This window comes from Pyxidicoccus sp. M15, assembly GCF_056858435.1.
This window is the reverse complement of the sequence record NZ_CM166495.1, coordinates 2,125,837-2,141,657: the sequence shown is the minus strand read 5'-3', so window position 1 is coordinate 2,141,657 and position 15,821 is coordinate 2,125,837. Positions and strand designations below refer to the sequence as shown.

The window sequence follows — 15,821 nt, the reverse complement described above, 5'->3', positions numbered from 1 at the left end:
AGACTCACACCGCCGGCACGGAGCGGCCCTGCTCGCGGAGCTGCTCCTCGCAGAGCGCGGCCACGTGCTCCAGCGTGTTGAACAGGTCCACCATCGAGAGCTGGACGTCCAGCTCCTTCTCGATGCGGTTGGCGAGCATCGTCGCCATCAGCGAGTTGCCGCCGATTTCCAGGAAGTGGTCCTCCGGGCGGACGACCTCCACCCCGAGCAGCTCTCGCCAGTAGCCGGACAACCGCTGCATCAGCGGGGTGCTGGGTGGGTCGTTGCTCACGATGTCACTCCTCCAGGGGCACGGCGGGGGCCGTGTTCAGCTCGGCTTCGCTGCGGACAGCTCCTTCAGGCGCTCCCTCAACAGGTACTTGCGAATCTTCCCCGAGGGCGTCTTCGGCATCTCCGCGACGACCTCCAGGCGGTCCGGCCAGTACTGGTTGGACATGCCGAGCCCCTTCAGGTGGTTGCGCAGCTCGGCCAGCGTCGGAGCGTCCTCGCGAGGCACCACCACGGCGCACACCCGCTCTCCGCCGATGCGGTCGTCGGAGTGGCCGACGACGGCCACCTCCTTCACCTTCGGGTGGGAGTAGAGCGCCGACTCGACCTCGACGACGGGAATCTTCTGGCCATACCGGAAGATGACGTCCTTGAGCCGCCCGACGATGCGGATGCCGCCCCGCCCGTCGTCCCGCGCCAGGTCTCCGGTGTCGAACCAGCCGTCCGCGTCCACGCACGCGGCGTAGAGGTCCTCGCGCTTGAAGTAGCCCAGGCACTGGCTGGCGCCGCGCACCAAGAGCCGGCCCGTCCCCTCCGGGTAGGGCGTGCCGTCCTCGGCCAGCGCGGGGACGACCTTCACTTCCATCCACTCCACCGGACGCCCGTCGCTGCTCGACGGCCACTCGGGCGGGTCCTCCCGGCGCGTAATCGTCACCGCGCCGTTCTCCGTCATGCCCCAGAGCGTGTGCAATTGAACACCGAAGTCCTCACGCACCGCGGCAATGAGGTGCGGCGGGACGGGGATGGAGCCCGTCGCGAGCCGCCGGAGCGACGATGTGTCACGCCCGTGTTTACGCTTCGCGGCAATCACATTCATGACGTATGTGGGAATCCCATACATGAACGTGACGCGCTGCTCCTCGATGAGGCGCAGCGTGAGCTCCGGGTCCCCCACGTCCATGTAGACGGCGGTGGCTCCCAGGAGGATGGGCATCAGGTACAGGTACGTGAAGCCGCTCGACGCGGTGAGCAACGACGGCAGGGACACCACGTCATCGTTGCCCAGACCCAGCGTGTCACTGAGCGCGCGGGTGATGCCGTAGTTGGTGTTGTGGGAGTGGATGACGCCCTTGGGCTCGCCCGTCGTCCCGGACGTGTAGAGCACGTTGCACAGGTCGTCCGCGCGCGCCGACAGTGCGTCCAGCTCGCTCTTCGGGCGCTCGTCCTCCCAGTGCCGCTGGAGGAAGTGCGTATCAAAATCCAGCTCACCGTCTTCACGCGGTGTCTGGGTATCCAGTCCAATGAGGATGCGATGTTTCAGTGTCGGCAGCGCGCGCGCCAGCTCCCGGGCCATGTCGCGGTGCGAGTGGCCCGTCCAGCTCGCCGGCCCGACGTAGACGGACGCCTCCGTCCTGCCGAGGATGAACTCCACCTCGCGGCGCCGGTAGTCCGGGGGAATGGGCGCGATAACGGCGCCGATGCGCGCGCACGCGAGCGCCAGCGCTGTAAATTGCCACCAATTCGGGAGCTGCACTGCCACCAGCTGCCCGCGACCCACGCCCAACGCCAGCAGTGCGGCCGCGAAACGCTCTGTGTATTGGCCCAGCTGCGCGTATGTCAGCCGGGTGACATCCTTCGCGAAGTAACGGGCGGCGACAATCGCCAGCTTGTCCGGATGGGCCTGGATGGCGCGGCGCAGATCGTCGAGTACCGTCTCGTCACGCCACCAGCCACGACTCCGATACAACGTCCCCATCTCCTGCGCCGGGCCCCTGCCGATACCTCCCGCCATCTCGCGCACACTCCCTGGGATTTGGTGGCCCACCGCGGCCGCGCGCGACCATAGCTTTCACCCGTTTTTCGTGCAAGGCTGCGATTCCGCACACTCCAGTGCTCAGTATCTCAATCACACACATTGACTTGCGCGCATCAGGTTTCCTAGCTTGCGCCGCAAAGCCAGGAATCTTCGACAGAGACGATGACGTCCGGACCCCCTGCGGACGGAATGACACCCATGGCCCAGGCACCCCTCGAGGAGCGCGCGCGTCGCATCCGCCGGACCATCGTCCGGCTCGCGGCGACGTCCACCGGCTGCCACCTCGGCGGCTCGCTGTCGGTGGTGGACGTCCTGGTGGCGTTGCTCGGCCGCGTCATGAAGGTGGACCCGGGGGCGCCCCGCGCCGAGGTCAGGGACCACCTCATCCTGTCCAAGGGCCATGCGGCCGCCGGGCTCTACGCCGCGCTGGCGGAGTTCGGCTTCATCGACGTCGAAGAGCTGGTGCGCGGCTACAACGCGGAGGGCAGCCACTTCACGGGCCACGTGAGCGCGAAGGTACCGGGGGTGGACTTCCCCACGGGCAGCCTCGGGCACGGCATCGGCCTGGGCGTGGGGCTCGCGCTGGGGCACCGGATGCGGCAGCGGCCCAACCGCGTCTACGTCGTCTGCGGCGACGGGGAGATGGGCGAGGGCTCCAACTGGGAGGCGCTCCAAATCGCGGCCCACCACCGGCTGCACAACCTCACCGTCATCGTGGACCGCAACGGCGGGCAGAACGACGGGCCCACCGAGTCCATCCTGTCGCAGAAGGCGCTCGGCGAGCGGCTGCGCGCCTTCGGCCTGCGGACGGACGAGGTGGACGGGCATGACCTGAATGCGCTGTGTACCGCGCTGGAGTCCCCTGGCGACGGGCCCCGCGCCCTCGTCGCCAACACGCAGAAGGGCGCGGGCGTGCCCATGCTGCGTGGCAAGGGCCCGCACTACGCCGTCTTCAGCGCGGACCACCTGAAGCGCGCGCTGGCCTCGCTCGGCGAGGTGGCGTCGTGACGGCCCCCGCGCAGGGCGGCGCGGACCTGGCCGTGGCACCGGAGGCGTGGCTGAAGGAGCACCCCACCCTCTCCAACCGGCAGGTGTTCCGGCACGCGCTGGCGCGCTTCGCGGACGACGATGCGCGCATCGTCCTGCTGGAGGCGGACCTGGCGGGCGGAGGAGACGCGTTCGAGGCGCGCCACCCCGACCGCTTCCTCAACCTGGGCATCTGCGAGGCGACGATGATTGACGCGGCGTGTGGCATGGCCGCCGCCGGACAGGTCGTCTTCGCCCACACCTTCGCCGCCTTCGGGGCGATGCGCGCGTGCGAGCAGGTGCGGCTGGGCATGGCCTACGGGCGCGCCAACGTGAAGCTCGTCTGCGACTACGGCGGGCTGTCCGGCGCCTTCTTCGGGCCCACGCACCACGCGATTGAAGACCTGGCCATCCTCCGCTCCATGCCGGGGATGACGGTGGTGTCCCCCGCGGACGCGCTGGAGACGGTGCAGGCCCTGCGCGCGCTCGTGGACTTCGAGGGCCCCGTGTACCTGCGGCTCGGCCGCAACCGGGTGAGCCGGCTGGACGTGGCCCGCCCCGACTTCCAGATCGGCCGGGCCGCGTGCCTGCGCGAGGGTGACGACGTGGGCGTCGTCGCCCACGGCGAGGTCGGCGTGGCCGTGGCGCTGGAGGCGGCCGGGCTCCTGGAGGCGCAGGGCGTCTCGGCGCGCGTCCTCAACATGCACACCCTCAAGCCGCTCGACGAGGCGGCGCTCCGCGAGACGGCGGAGCGCACGCAGCTCCTCTTCACGGTGGAGGAGCACTCCGTCGTGGGAGGCCTCGGGGGCGCGGTGTGCGAGAGCATCTGCGCGCTGGGGCTGGGCGCGCGAGTGGTCCGCGTGGGCATCCAGGACCGCTACGACCCCACGGCAGGCTCGCACGAGGAATTACTGAAGCGTCACGGGATTGATGGGGCCAGCCTGGCCGAACAGATTCTGCACGCACTGCCGCGCCCGCGCCGGGCGGCTCTGAAACCTGCCCTCAGGAGGGGATGAGAATGCAGCCGCAGAAGCACGAGAGCGTCGGAGTCAACGAGTGCCCCACGTGCGCCGCCCCCATCAACGGGGACCGGTTCCAGGTGGGTGAAGTGGTGACGTGCGGAGGCTGCTCGGCCGAGCTGGAGGTGGTGGGCCTGGCCCCGCTGCGCTTCGCCGAGGCGCCGGAAGTGGAAGAAGACTGGGGCGAGTGAGCCCGGTCATGAAGGTCAACCTCGTCTACACGCGCCTGCGCACCGAGGAGCGGATGATTGCCGACGCGCTGCGTGCGCGCGGCTGCGCCGTGGACTCGTACGCGGACGCGGGGCTGGTGCTGCCCCTGGACCGGGAGCGCTGGGGTGACGGCGCCCCCGTGCTCATGCGCAGCATGTCCTTCACGCGCGCGCGCTACCTCGCCTCCATTTTGGAGGTGAAGGGCTCGCGGGTGCTGAACAGCGCGCGCGCCATCGCCACGTGTGGCGACAAGGCGCTCACCACGCTGGCGCTGGCCGCGAAGGACGTGCCCATGCCCTGGGCCTTCCTCGGCTTCGAGGAGCAGGCCAGCGTGGCCGAGGTAGACCGCCGGGGCTACCCGTCGGTGACGAAGCCGGTGACGGGCTCGTGGGGCCGCATGGTGGCGCGCATGGACAGCAAGAGCGCGGCGGAAGGCCTCATGTCCATGCGCTTCGAGATGGGCGGCGCGGCGGACCATGTCGCGCTCGTGCAGCAGTACGTCGACAAGCCGGGCTACGACCTGCGCGTCTACGTCATGGGCAAGACGGTGGGCGGCATCCGCCGGCGCTCGGAGCACTGGATCACCAACACCGCGCGCGGCGCCATGCCAGAGCGGTACGACGTTCCGCCCGCCCACGCGAAGCTCGCCGAGCGCGCGGCCCAGGCCGTGGGCGGCGACATCCTCGCCGTGGACCTGCTGGAGACGCGGGACGGCCAGGTGCTGGTGAATGAAATCAACCACTGCGTGGAGTTCGCGCGCAGCATCGAAGTCACGGGCATTCCCCTCCCGGAGCTGATGGCGGACTACGTCCTCGGGGTGCTGCGATGACGCGCGTCGCGGTGCTGGGGGCCAGCGGCTACACGGGCGGCGAGGTGCTGCGGCTGCTGCTGGCCCACCCCGCCGTCGAAGTCGTGCAGGCCACGTCCGACCAGTTCGCGGGCAAGCGGCTGGACTACCCCCACCCGCACCTGCGGGGCATGAGCACCCTGCGCTTCGTGCCGCACGAGCAGCTGGCGTCCTGCGACGTCCTGTTCAGCTGCATGCCGCAGGGCGGGCTGCTCCAGCGCTGGCCGCGCGTGAGCGAGCTCGCGGGCCGCGTCGTGGACCTCAGCGCGGACTTCCGGCTGGAGGGCGCCGAGCATGCGCGCTGGTACCGCAAGCACCCGCGCCCCGCCCACGCGCCGGAGTTCGTCTACGGCCTGCCGGAGTGGACGGCCGACGCGCTTCCGAATGCGCGCCTGGTCGCGGTGCCCGGCTGCATGGCGCACGCGGCGCTGCTGGCCCTGCTGCCGCTGGTGCGCGCGGGGCTGGTGAAGCCGGACATCATCGTCGACGCGAAGACGGGCTCCTCGGGTGGCGGCGCCACGCCGGACCGCGCGTCCCACCACCCGGAGCGCGCCTCCGCGCTGCGCTGCTACAAGCCGGTGGGCCACCGGCACACGGGCGAGCTGGAGGGCATCACCGCGCGCCTCACCGGCCAGCGCCCCACCATCCACTTCAGCGCCACGGCCGTCCCCAGCGTGCGCGGCGTGCTGGCCACGGTGCACGCCTTCGCCGCGCGTCCCCTGGACGAGTCCGAGCCGCTGCGCGCCCTGGCCTCCAGCTACCGGGACAAGCCCTTCGTCCATGTGCTGCGGCCCAACGCGAGCGCGTCCCCCTTCCCCGAGCCGGGCCCGCTGCTGGGCACCAACCACTGCGACCTGGCCGTGGACGTGGACACCGAGCGCGGCCGCATCGTGGTGAATGCCGCGCTGGACAACCTGGTGAAGGGCGCGGCCGGTACCGCGGTGCACGCCCTCAACCTGATGCTGGGCAGACCCGAAACGGAAGGCCTCGGCTTCCGCGGCCTCCACCCCCTCTGACACGAGAGCGAAAGGCACACCATGAGCACCCTGTCCACGGAGCCTACCCCCCTGTCTCCCGGAGCCGTCTTCGCCGCCGCCGTGAAGAAGGATGGCACGAAGGCACGCGCCCAGTTCTCCACCACCATCACCGAGGACTTCCCGGGCTTCAAGCGCCGCCCCCGCGTGGCCGTGCGCGCCCTCTTCAAGGTGAAGCCGTCGGACAAGCCCCAGGCCCGCTACTGGTACGAGACGCACCCCACCACCGCGCCCGGCGCCAACGTGCAGGACGTGAGCCTGCGCCCGGAGGCCGCGTTCGAGTTCCACTTCGACCAGCAGCCGCTGCGGCCCACCACGGGCTGGATCCAGGTGCCGCAGAACCTGCTGGATGACCCGGAGGCGCTGGCGCAGTTCATCGACTTCCGGCTGCTGGTGCGCCTGTGCACGGCGGAGAACCAGGCGCTCACCATCGGCAAGGGCGGAGAGCGCGTGCGCGGCATCCTGGAGACGCCGGGCGTCACCCGGCTGCCGGCGCGCAAGGACCCCGTGTCCTCGCTGCTCGCCGCGTGCGCCGAGGTGGAGCAGATGGGCGGCTCGGCGGACGGCATCCTCATCAACTCGGTGGACTACTACCAGTACCTCCTCGGGCAGAACGGCCTGCTGGCGGAGCTGTCCGCCATGGGCATCCGCATCTGCCGCACGCGCATGGTGGCGCAGGGCCACGTCGTCGTCGGTGACTTCACGGCGGGCGCCACCATCTACGACTCCGGCCGCTCCGAGATCCGCTTCGCGGAGCCGCCTCCGGGCATCTTCCCGCGCGAGGGCCTGGCGGTCTGCGGCGAAATCTACGAGGCGCTCGCCGTCCACCTGCCCACGCACTTCTTCCACGCCGCGCTGCGATAATGAGTCCGCTCACCGTCCTCTACGTCACCGGCTGGTGCCGCAGCGGCAGCACCATCATCGGCAACGTGCTCAACGAGGTCCCGGGGTGCTTCCACACCGGGGAGCTGAGCTTCCTGTGGAAGAACGCCCATGGGAACGGCTCCAACACGTTGTGCGGCTGTGGCGCGCAGCTGGTGGAGTGCGCGCTCTGGTCCAAGGTGCTCCAGCAGGGCGTGGCCCCCGGTGAGACGCCGCGGGAGCACGCCGCGCGCGTGGTGCGACGGCAGCAGGACACGGTGCGCACGCGCCACACGCTGCGCGTGCTGCGGCAGGACACGCCCACGCCGGCTTTGCGCGAGCACGCCGAGCTGCTGGCGAAGACGTACCGCACCATCTCCGACGCCACCGGCGCCAGCGTCATCGTGGACAGCGGCAAGTTCCCCTCCGAGGCGGCGCTGCTTCCGCACGTGGAGGGCATCCGCCCCTACTACCTGCACCTGGTGCGAGATCCACGCGCCGTCGCGCACTCGTGGACGAAGACGAAGCAGTACGTCGTCCCCATGTCCGCGGCGCGCAGCACCGTGTACTGGCTCGGGTTCAACGTGGGCTCCGAGCTCGTCACGCGGCGCTACCCGGAGCGCTCGCTGTTCCTGCGCTACGAGGACTTCATCGCCGAGCCGGCCGCCACCGTGGACAGCCTGCTGTCGCTCATCGGGGTGGAGCGCTCGAAGAACCCGGTGCACGTGCGCACCGTCAACCTGGGGAAGAACCACACCGTCACCGGCAACCCGGACCGCTTCCTCAGCGGGCCTACGCTGCTGCGGGCCGGCGACGACACGTGGCGCAAGGAGCTGTCCACGCGGGCGAGGGCCGTGGCCTCCGCGCTGGCGTGGCCATTGATGGGGCGCTACCGCTACGGTCGCGCGTCGCCCCCGTCCCTGCACGTCGTGCACCCGGAGCAGGCAGTGAACGCCGCGGACTCAAGGAGGGACACCTTTGGAACTCGGACTGGCCAATAAAGTCGCCCTCATCGCCGGCGGCTCGAGCGGGCTGGGGCTGGCCGTGGCGGAGGAGCTGGTGAAGGAAGGGGCCCACGTCGCCATCGGCGCGCGGGACGCGGAGAAGCTCGCCCGCGCGGAAGCGAGCCTCAAGGCGCTGTCGCGCGGCGGGAAGGTGCTCGCCACCCCCGTGGACCTGAAGGACCACGGCGCCGCGAAGGCGTGGGTGGAGGACGTCGCCAGCAAGCTGGGCGGCATCCACATCACCGTGACGAACAGCGCCGGGCCGCCGCCGGGACCGGCGACTCAGTTCAACATCCAGGCGTACCAGGACGCGATGAACGTGGTGACGCTGCCCGCCATCAACCTGGCCCTGGCCGCGCTGCCGTACATGAAGGCCGCGCGGTGGGGGCGCCTGCTGCTCATCACCTCCGAGACGGTGGTGCGCCCCGTGGCGCGCTTCGCCCTGTCCGGCATGTCGCGCATGGGGCTGGTCGGCTTCGCGTCCGCGCTGGTGCAGGAGCTGGGCGACTGCGGCGTCACCGTCAACGTGCTGGCGCCGGGCTACACGCGCACGCCTCCGGTGGAGCGCTCCGCCGGGGCGGACGTGGAGGCCGGCCTGCGCGCCATGGCCGCGCACATCCCCATGCGCCGGGTGGGACGCGCGGACGAGTTCGCCGCCGCGGCCGCCTTCCTCGCGAGCGAGCGCGCCTCGTTCATCACCGGCACGGTGCAGCTGGTGGATGGCGGCGCGAGTGTCATCGGATGAGCCCCGCCTCGCAGCAGCACGGCGGGCGTCCGCCGCTGGTGGTGAAGATTGGCGGGGCCGCGGGCGTGGACCTCGACAATGTCTGCGCGGACGTGGCCGAGCTGGCCCGGCGCGGTGAGCGCGTCGTCGTGGTGAATGGCGGCTCGGATGCCGGGGACGGGCTGCTCAAGGCCCTGTCCATGGAGCGCCCCGAGGCGACGACGGCGTCCGGCAACGTGGTGAAGCTCACCAACGCGGCCACCCTGCGCGTGCTGACGATGGCGTGGGTGGGGGACGTGAACAAGCGCGCCGTCGTGGCGCTGCTCGCGAAGGGTGTGTCCGGCCTCGGGCTGTGCGGCGCGGACGGGCGCGTGCTGCTCGCGCGGCGGCGGCCGCCGCTGAAAATCCAGGACGGCGAGCGCACGCGCATCGACCGGGAGCACCTGTCCGGCGAAATCACCGAGGTGAACACGCGGCTGTTGGGCCTGCTGATGGAGCAGGGGCACGTGCCCGTCGTCTGCCCTCCGGCGGTGACGGAGGACGGGACGCTGGTGAATGTCGACGCGGACCAGGCCGCGGCGGCCGTGGCCACGGCGCTCGGGGCGCGGGCGCTGGTGATGCTCTCCAATGTGCCGGGGCTGCTGGAGGACCCGAAGAACCCGGCGACGCTGGTGCGCTGGAGTGATGACCTGGGGCGGGCCATGGAGCTGGCGGGCGGGCGCATGCGCTACAAGATGGAGGCGGCGCGGCGGGCGCTGACGGGCGGCGTGCCCGTCGTCCACGTGAGCGCGTCTCGCAATCCCCGGCCGGTGCTGTCCGCGCTGACGGGAGAGGCCGGCACGAAGCTCACCCTTCCCCAGGCGGTGGTCGATGCGGGCGCGTGAGGCAAGCCCGGACCTGCTCCGGTGGATGGTGGAGCAGTACAGCCCCAGTCACCACGAGGCCGCCTTCTCCCGCGCGCTGGCGGGCCGCCTGGAGCAGCGCGGCTGGCGCGCCCACGTGGACGAGGTGGGCAACACGATTGCGAGCCTCGGTGACGGGGACACGTGCATCGCGCTGCTGGGCCACATCGACACGGTGCCGGGTGAGGTGCCCGTGCGGCTGGAGGGCTCGCGCCTCTTCGGGCGTGGCGCCGTGGATGCGAAGGGGGCGCTCGGCGCCTTCATCGAAGCCGTCGAGCTGCTGGATGCGCAGGAGCGCGCCGGCAAGCGCTTCCTCCTGCTGGGCTGCGTGGAGGAGGAGGTCGCGATTACGCGGGGCGCGCTCCACCTGCGCGAGCACCACCGCCCGGACTTCGTCGTCAACGGCGAGCCGAGCGGCGCGCATGCCGTCACGGTGGGCTACAAGGGGCTCACGCGGCTGGAGCTGGAGCACCGCGCGAGCCGCCGTCACACGGCGAGCCGCGACTACCGCGCGCCGGCCGAGCACGTCATCGAGGCGTGGAATGCGCTGCGCCGGCGGTGCGACGGGTGGAACGAGGGGCGCACCCTCTTCGAGCAGGACCTGCCGTCGCTGACGTCGTTCCACACCGGCACGGAAGAGGCGGAGGAGTGGGCGAAGGCCAGCGTGAGCATCCGCACCGGACCTTCGTGCGAGAAGGAGGCGCTGCTCGCGAGCCTGGCCGGAGTGCCGGGCGTGAATGTGCACACCCTGTCGAGCAAGGGCGCGGTCAGCGCGAGCCAGAATGACGCCCTCACCCGGGCCTTCAAGCAGGCGCTGCGCGAGCGCGGCGTGCGCCCGACGTTGCGCTTGAAGACGGGCACGTCGGACTGGAACACGGTGGCGTCGGCGTGGCAGGTGCCCATCGTCGCCTACGGCCCCGGGGACTCCGCGCTGGACCACACGCCGAACGAGCACATCGACCTGGCGGAGTACGAGGAGGGCATCGCCGTGCTCTCGCGCGTGCTCGCCCTGCTCCCCACGAAGGACGGGACGCCGGGCTGAAGACGCGTGTCCCGGAGACTCACGTCTCCGGGACGCTGACCTCGCGCGGGCGCTGGGCGCGCAGTCCCACCATCACCACCAGGAACAGCACCGCGGCGGTGGCGGTGACAACCCGTACGCCCAGCCGGTCCGCGAGCGCGCCCTGCATCCAGACTCCCAGCGAGAAGCCGACGTTGAGCAGCACCGCGCTGAGACTGCTCACCCGCGCCGCCATCTCGCGGGGAGCGCGTTCCTGGCAGCGGGTGCCCAGCCCGGCGAGGGCCACCATGTAGACCGCGCCCAGCACGAAGATGGCGGCCATGGCCAGCGGCAGCGTGGGTGACAGCCAGTAGAGCGCCGCCACCGGCCCCAGCACCAGCAGCGTCGTGTCGAGCAGCCGCTGCCGCCCCCACCGCTCCGCCAGCGAGCCCACCAGCACCGACGCCACGAGCGCCCCCACGCCCTGCATGGACACGAGCATCGACGCCGCCGAGGCGTTCTGGCCGAACACCTTCAGCGCGAGCACCGGGACGAGCGTGATGAACGGCGTAATCAGCACCGCCATGACGAACATGGCCATCAGGGCGAGCCACAGGGCCGAATCCCGCCGCGACACCCGCACGCCCTCCGCGATGTCCGCCCACAGCCCCCGGGACGGCGCGGCGGAAGCCGGACGGCGCTGTGGGCGCACCGTCATCACCGTCCCGAGCACCGCGAGGAAGGATACCGCGTTGAGCACGAACACCCAGCCCACGCTGCCCACCGCGAGCAGCGGTGCCGCCAGCAGGGGCCCGAGGACGCGCCCCAGGTTGAACTGGGTCGACCCGAGGCTCATCGCGCTGTGCAGGTCCTCCCGCGGCACCAGCCCGGCAATCAGCGCCGTGTAGGCCGGCATGGCCAGCACGTGCACGCACCCGTTGAAGAAGGAGATGACCGCCACCGCCGGCACGGAGAGGTGGCCGGTGAAGGCGAGCACCGCCAGTATGCTGGCCAGCACCACCTGCGCCAGCGTGCACAGCGCGATGAAGATGCGGCGGTCGAACCGGTCCGCGAGCGCGCCCCCCAGCGGCGAGAGCACCACCGCGGGCAGGTACGTCAGCGCGGCGATGCCACCCGTCCACTCGGCCTTGCCCGTCACCGCCGTCACGTACACGCCGAGCGCGACCACCTCCATCCACGCGCCGATGTTGGAGACGAGCGCTCCACTCCACACGGCCACGAAGTCACGGTGCCCGAAGGCGCGGAACGAAGGCAGGCTCGACAGGCGGCGGGCAGTCACGAGCGGCACGTTCTACCAGGGATGACGAAGCGGAATGAGTCCCCCGGAGCGCGCCGCGAAGCGGGTGTAGGACGATAGGCTCCCACTGGACTTCACCAACTGAAAGACCCGTGCCATGCGTTCGCGCACCTCTGTCGCACTGCTGCTCCTGCTGTCGGCCTGCGCCACCTCTACGCCGGCCCCGAGAGCGTCGGCGGACACCTCCTCGAGGCTCGCCAACCTCCAGCGAGCAGCGGCGCTGCCCTGGAAGGACGAGGGGCGGTGCGTCGCCCAACAGGCTTCCCATTCATGGCCCCTGTTGGTGGAGCGGTGCTTTCACGCGCTCGACACCCGGAAGATTCAATTTCGCGATACCGAGCGCCGCTGCCCCGTGGCATCAGCGGACGTCGCCAGTCTGGAAATGATGGTCGGCATCTGCCTCCTGACACAGCCGGAGCTTGTCATGGGCGCGGTGGTCATCATCGGCGTAGTGGTGGTGGCGGTCGCCATCGCGGAAGCACTGGATGCGTACGAACTGGAAGGAAGCCACCCCGAGGATGTGAGGCCCGTGGCCGAAACAGGGCCCGCTCCGCGAGAACCCCTGGCGGAGCGAAGGCTCAAGCCGGAGCCCTCAGGGCAGGACGCGTTGCCCCCGGCGCCCCCCGTGCTACCGGCGCGAGCGCGCAGCGCGGATTGCACGCCCCAGCCCGTTCCACACCTGGGCGGCGATGCGCTGCACAACAAGTGCGCCGACAGGGTTCCGCAAAATGGTTTCCCCGGCTCGGATGTGCTCGTCAACGGGAAGCGTTTCGACGCGCTGCAAGTGCGCGCACGCGTGTTGTGGGAGGTCAAGACCGACAACTTCGATACGTACAAGGCCGCCCTCCGAGAAATCGTGATTGGAAAGCAGGTGTCGGAGTTGCAGCGCGAGCGCAAGCTTGCAAGTACCTGTGGATTCGACTTCCAGGTCGGTGTGCGAGGTGCTGCGCACAAAGCCGCATTGGAAGAAGTAGATGACACCCTGAAAATCGTCGTCATGGACTGGTGCTGAAATGACAGCCACGCGAGGCTCCCTCATCCTCAGTGCCTATGCGCCTGCGCTCGGGGGCGAAGCAGAGCGCACTCTCGCCATCGCCCATGGGATGGAACGTGCGTTTCCCGGCTTGCACTTGGAGTGGACCATCTCTGACGAGGGGGACTTCGTCTCATTGCCGCAGCGCGATGCGTGGGTCTCCGAGGCTGCAGCGCGCGACAAGCTCCCGATGCTCTGTAACGGCAACGAGGATTACCTCGTGACGTTGATGGGGTGGGAACGCCCGGCGGAAATCTCCACGGGGGGACAGCCACAGTTCGAAGTCCATGCGAAGCTGCCGCTGGACGCCGCCGTCATCTCGGCGGCAATCGACGTGCTGGAGGGCGTGGCGGAGGGTGCACGCGCTTTCGTGGGGCACGTGTCGCCAAACCTCCTGGCACAGGAGTTCGCACGGCAGACGCGTCACTCACCAAGCGACCCGGTCGTTACGGAGCGGGGGCTGCCGTCCATCAAGCTCCCCGAGGACATTCCCTCCCCTGAAATTCCGCGCTATCTCGGGTGGCTGAACTACTGGTCGGCCGCCGCCGCACGAGCCATCGGCTTCCCGGACCCGGCGCGCGACGCGGAGCTGCTCTCGCGGGCGCGGCGGACCGCGACGGGCGGGTGGGTGGTGCGGCTCACGGACGCGCCGCTCGACCTCGACAACCCCGCCCACCTCGACACGCTCAAGCGGGCCTACGAGCGCTTCCCGGAGATTGGCGGACGCTCGACGCCTTGAGCGGAATCAGCGCACCTCAGACGCCCGACAGCTCCGACTTCGGCTGGCGCGTCATCAGGTCCACCACCGCGCTCTTCGCGTTCTTCCCCTCGTAGGCAATCAGGTACACCTGATGGCAGATGGGCAGCTCCACGCCCAGCTTGACCTCCAGGTCCCGCGCGCTCTTCGCCGTCTTCACGCCCTCGGCGACTTCCTTCATCTCCGCGAGGATGTCCGGCAGCTTGCGGCCCTTGCCCAGCTCCATGCCCACGTGCCGGTTGCGGCTCAGCTCGCCCGTGCACGTCAGCACCAGGTCGCCCATGCCGGACAGGCCGGAGAGCGTCAGCGGGTTGGCGCCCCTGCGCACCGCCAGGCGCGTAATCTCCGCCAGCCCGCGGGTGATGATGGCCGCACGCGCGTTGTGGCCCATGCCCAGCCCGTCCGCCATGCCCGCCGCAATCGCGATGACATTCTTCAGCGCGCCGCCGTACTGCACGCCCACCACGTCCGTGGACGTGTAGCTGCGGAACGTCTCCGTCTGCAGCGCCTTCTGGCAGCGCACCGCCACCTTGTCCCAGTGGGACGCAATCGTCACCACCGTGGGCATCCGCTTCGCCAGCTCCTTGGCGAAGCTGGGCCCGGAGAGCACCGCGATGTACGGGTGGAACTCCTCCGGAAGGCAGTCCTCCAAGAGCTCCGTCATCGTCAGGAGCGTCTCGTTCTCGATGCCCTTCGCCACCGTGACGATGGGCACGTGGCGCGGCAGGTACGCCTTCGCCTTCGCCACCACCTCGCGCGTGGCGTGGCTGGGCGTGGCGAGCACCACCAGCTCCGAGCCGGCGAGCGCCTCCTCGAGGCTGTTGGTGGCCCGCACCCGCTCCGAGATGGGGATGCCCTTCAGGTACGTGCTGTTCTCGTGCTTCGTGTTGATGGCCTCCACCACGGAGGGCTCCCGGCCCCACAGCCGCACCTCGTCGCAGTTGACCGCGAGCACGTTCGCCAGGGCCGTACCGAAGGAGCCGGAGCCGATGACACTGCCACGCATGCAGGACCTCGATGGAGGGGGAGGCAGCCGAGGCGCCTCTAGAGACCGGTGACGATTCCGACGGAGAGGACGGGCATGAAGTCCGCGTCGTCGGGGCGGGTGCGCACGTCTCCACCCACCGTCACAGAGTAGGACGTTTTCTCGCTCAGGGGCACTTCGGCGCCGAGGCGGATGGGAAAGGCGTTGCCAGACACCATCGAGGGCGGCAGCCCGCCCAGCGGCGTGCGCTGAATCGGCTCGGTGTCCAGGGAGAGGTGGTAGCGCACGTCGAAGAACAGCCGCGTGGCCCGCGAGTCCGCCCTGCGCAGGCTGCCCACGATGCCGGGCTGCACGTTCCAGTTGCGCCGGCCGCTCAGGTAGCGCGCGCCCCGCAGCTCCACGCTCGCCGGCCGGAGGAAGAAGGCATGGCTGCCCTCCACCACCAGCCCCAGGCTCCAGCGCGGGCCCCCGTCCAGCACCATCCACCGCCCGCCCAGCCGCACCTCGTTCATCATCCCGTAGAGGCTGTCCACGCCGACCAGGGCGTCCACGCGAGGCAGCACGCCGTACGCCACCCGGGCGGACAGCGTGGGGAAGCCCAGCGAGAAGCTCGCCCCCAGGCCCCCCTTCCCCATCGTCCGCGCGCCCAGCACGCTCACGAGGTTGTTGATGGGCTGCGACTGCACCTGCCCACGGCGGGGACGGCCCGGCGGCCTTCGCGCGGGCGCGGCCACGGCGTCGTCGTCCACCGGCACCAGGGGCGGCACCTCCGGCAGCTTCGGCAGCGCCGCCGCGTCCTTCCCCTCCGGCACCGCCGTGGCGCCGGGGAAGTCCTCCCACGTGCCCTCGTCCGGAGCGCTGTTGCGCCGGGGCGCCTCCACCTCGCCGGGCGCCGCCCAGGACTCGTCCGCGGGTGGGTTGCGCGCGGGCGGAGCCTCGGGGGACTGCGCCAGGGCGGGCACGCCCGGGACGAGCAACAACAGGGACAGGAGGCGGGCGGGGACCATGGAAGCGGGCGGCAGCTTAGTCCACGGCGCGGGACGACACGAGCGAAGCCCGCCCGCTCCCCCGCCCGGCG

Annotated in this window: 17 protein-coding genes; 12 read left to right on the top strand and 5 right to left on the bottom strand. The window is 70.6% G+C overall.

Annotated elements, in window-relative coordinates:
• Positions 1–4 precede the first annotated feature (4 nt).
• Together ACX9TP_RS08590 and ACX9TP_RS08585 are read right to left on the bottom strand one after the other, a co-directional pair.
• A complete protein-coding gene (locus ACX9TP_RS08590; RefSeq protein ID WP_482979244.1) occupies positions 5–271 on the bottom strand; it encodes a phosphopantetheine-binding protein in 267 nt (88 codons plus the stop codon).
• A 36-nt stretch (positions 272–307) separates the two neighbouring features.
• The gene (locus ACX9TP_RS08585; RefSeq protein WP_482982134.1) at positions 308–1,963 is read right to left on the bottom strand and encodes an AMP-binding protein; all 1,656 of its coding nucleotides are present in this window, start codon (positions 1,961–1,963) and stop codon (positions 308–310) included.
• A 258-nt stretch (positions 1,964–2,221) separates the two neighbouring features.
• Between ACX9TP_RS08585 and ACX9TP_RS08580 the strand changes: the two genes are divergently transcribed.
• From ACX9TP_RS08580 to ACX9TP_RS08535, 10 genes are read left to right on the top strand one after another with little or no spacing between them, the layout of a single operon-like run.
• Positions 2,222–3,031 (top strand): transketolase, encoded by an 810-nt coding sequence (locus ACX9TP_RS08580; protein ID WP_482979243.1) that lies wholly within the window; start codon positions 2,222–2,224, stop codon positions 3,029–3,031.
• Positions 3,028–4,065: a transketolase family protein gene (locus ACX9TP_RS08575; protein ID WP_482979242.1), complete on the top strand. Its 1,038-nt coding sequence runs from the start codon at positions 3,028–3,030 to the stop codon at positions 4,063–4,065. The genes ACX9TP_RS08580 and ACX9TP_RS08575 overlap by 4 nt, the downstream gene beginning before the upstream one ends.
• A 2-nt stretch (positions 4,066–4,067) precedes the next feature.
• The gene (lysW, locus tag ACX9TP_RS08570) at positions 4,068–4,259 is read left to right on the top strand and encodes a lysine biosynthesis protein LysW (RefSeq protein WP_482979241.1); all 192 of its coding nucleotides are present in this window, start codon (positions 4,068–4,070) and stop codon (positions 4,257–4,259) included.
• Entirely contained in the window at positions 4,256–5,107 is an 852-nt protein-coding gene (locus tag ACX9TP_RS08565; RefSeq protein ID WP_482979240.1) for a RimK family alpha-L-glutamate ligase, read from the top strand. The genes lysW and ACX9TP_RS08565 overlap by 4 nt, the downstream gene beginning before the upstream one ends.
• Positions 5,104–6,141, top strand: a complete 1,038-nt coding sequence (gene argC, locus ACX9TP_RS08560; RefSeq protein WP_482979239.1) for an N-acetyl-gamma-glutamyl-phosphate reductase — start codon at positions 5,104–5,106, stop codon at positions 6,139–6,141. The genes ACX9TP_RS08565 and argC overlap by 4 nt, the downstream gene beginning before the upstream one ends.
• Positions 6,142–6,162: 21 nt before the next feature.
• On the top strand, positions 6,163–7,023 hold the full coding sequence (locus ACX9TP_RS08555) for a family 3 encapsulin nanocompartment shell protein (protein ID WP_482979238.1): 861 nt from the start codon (positions 6,163–6,165) through the stop codon (positions 7,021–7,023).
• Complete coding sequence (locus ACX9TP_RS08550; protein WP_482979237.1) at positions 7,023–8,021, top strand: sulfotransferase; 999 nt, start codon at positions 7,023–7,025, stop codon at positions 8,019–8,021. Before ACX9TP_RS08555 ends, ACX9TP_RS08550 begins: the two co-directional genes overlap by 1 nt.
• Before the next feature lie 43 nt (positions 8,022–8,064).
• Positions 8,065–8,769 carry an SDR family oxidoreductase gene (locus tag ACX9TP_RS08545; RefSeq protein ID WP_482979236.1) on the top strand — a complete coding sequence of 235 codons (705 nt, stop codon included), beginning with the start codon at positions 8,065–8,067 and terminating at the stop codon, positions 8,767–8,769.
• The gene (locus tag ACX9TP_RS08540) at positions 8,766–9,632 is read left to right on the top strand and encodes a [LysW]-aminoadipate kinase (protein ID WP_482979235.1); all 867 of its coding nucleotides are present in this window, start codon (positions 8,766–8,768) and stop codon (positions 9,630–9,632) included. Before ACX9TP_RS08545 ends, ACX9TP_RS08540 begins: the two co-directional genes overlap by 4 nt.
• Complete coding sequence (locus ACX9TP_RS08535) at positions 9,619–10,692, top strand: M20/M25/M40 family metallo-hydrolase (protein ID WP_482979234.1); 1,074 nt, start codon at positions 9,619–9,621, stop codon at positions 10,690–10,692. The genes ACX9TP_RS08540 and ACX9TP_RS08535 overlap by 14 nt, the downstream gene beginning before the upstream one ends.
• A 19-nt stretch (positions 10,693–10,711) precedes the next feature.
• Here the strand turns inward: ACX9TP_RS08535 and ACX9TP_RS08530 are convergent, their stop codons facing one another.
• On the bottom strand, positions 10,712–11,959 hold the full coding sequence (locus ACX9TP_RS08530; protein WP_482979233.1) for an MFS transporter: 1,248 nt from the start codon (positions 11,957–11,959) through the stop codon (positions 10,712–10,714).
• Between the two features lie 106 nt (positions 11,960–12,065).
• Between ACX9TP_RS08530 and ACX9TP_RS08525 the strand changes: the two genes are divergently transcribed.
• Together ACX9TP_RS08525 and ACX9TP_RS08520 are read left to right on the top strand one after the other, a co-directional pair.
• Complete coding sequence (locus tag ACX9TP_RS08525) at positions 12,066–12,980, top strand: DUF6310 domain-containing protein (RefSeq protein WP_482979232.1); 915 nt, start codon at positions 12,066–12,068, stop codon at positions 12,978–12,980.
• A 1-nt stretch (position 12,981) separates the two neighbouring features.
• A complete protein-coding gene (locus ACX9TP_RS08520) occupies positions 12,982–13,740 on the top strand; it encodes a DUF5953 family protein (RefSeq protein WP_482979231.1) in 759 nt (252 codons plus the stop codon).
• A 16-nt stretch (positions 13,741–13,756) separates the two neighbouring features.
• On the opposite strand, the gene ACX9TP_RS08515 is transcribed toward ACX9TP_RS08520, so the two are convergent.
• Complete coding sequence (locus ACX9TP_RS08515; RefSeq protein ID WP_482979230.1) at positions 13,757–14,764, bottom strand: NAD(P)H-dependent glycerol-3-phosphate dehydrogenase; 1,008 nt, start codon at positions 14,762–14,764, stop codon at positions 13,757–13,759.
• A 38-nt stretch (positions 14,765–14,802) separates the two neighbouring features.
• A complete protein-coding gene (locus ACX9TP_RS08510; RefSeq protein ID WP_482979229.1) occupies positions 14,803–15,750 on the bottom strand; it encodes a hypothetical protein in 948 nt (315 codons plus the stop codon).
• Positions 15,751–15,821 lie beyond the last annotated feature (71 nt).

Coding starts and splice junctions, on each gene's coding strand:
- ACX9TP_RS08585 (WP_482982134.1), bottom strand. CDS start 1,963: ATGGGGACGTTGTATCGGAGTCGTGGCTGGTGGCGTGACGAGACGGTA.
- ACX9TP_RS08580 (WP_482979243.1), top strand. CDS start 2,222: ATGGCCCAGGCACCCCTCGAGGAGCGCGCGCGTCGCATCCGCCGGACC.
- lysW (WP_482979241.1), top strand. CDS start 4,068: ATGCAGCCGCAGAAGCACGAGAGCGTCGGAGTCAACGAGTGCCCCACG.
- argC (WP_482979239.1), top strand. CDS start 5,104: ATGACGCGCGTCGCGGTGCTGGGGGCCAGCGGCTACACGGGCGGCGAG.
- ACX9TP_RS08555 (WP_482979238.1), top strand. CDS start 6,163: ATGAGCACCCTGTCCACGGAGCCTACCCCCCTGTCTCCCGGAGCCGTC.
- ACX9TP_RS08550 (WP_482979237.1), top strand. CDS start 7,023: ATGAGTCCGCTCACCGTCCTCTACGTCACCGGCTGGTGCCGCAGCGGC.
- ACX9TP_RS08540 (WP_482979235.1), top strand. CDS start 8,766: ATGAGCCCCGCCTCGCAGCAGCACGGCGGGCGTCCGCCGCTGGTGGTG.
- ACX9TP_RS08535 (WP_482979234.1), top strand. CDS start 9,619: ATGCGGGCGCGTGAGGCAAGCCCGGACCTGCTCCGGTGGATGGTGGAG.
- ACX9TP_RS08525 (WP_482979232.1), top strand. CDS start 12,066: ATGCGTTCGCGCACCTCTGTCGCACTGCTGCTCCTGCTGTCGGCCTGC.
- ACX9TP_RS08520 (WP_482979231.1), top strand. CDS start 12,982: ATGACAGCCACGCGAGGCTCCCTCATCCTCAGTGCCTATGCGCCTGCG.
- ACX9TP_RS08515 (WP_482979230.1), bottom strand. CDS start 14,764: ATGCGTGGCAGTGTCATCGGCTCCGGCTCCTTCGGTACGGCCCTGGCG.
- ACX9TP_RS08510 (WP_482979229.1), bottom strand. CDS start 15,750: ATGGTCCCCGCCCGCCTCCTGTCCCTGTTGTTGCTCGTCCCGGGCGTG.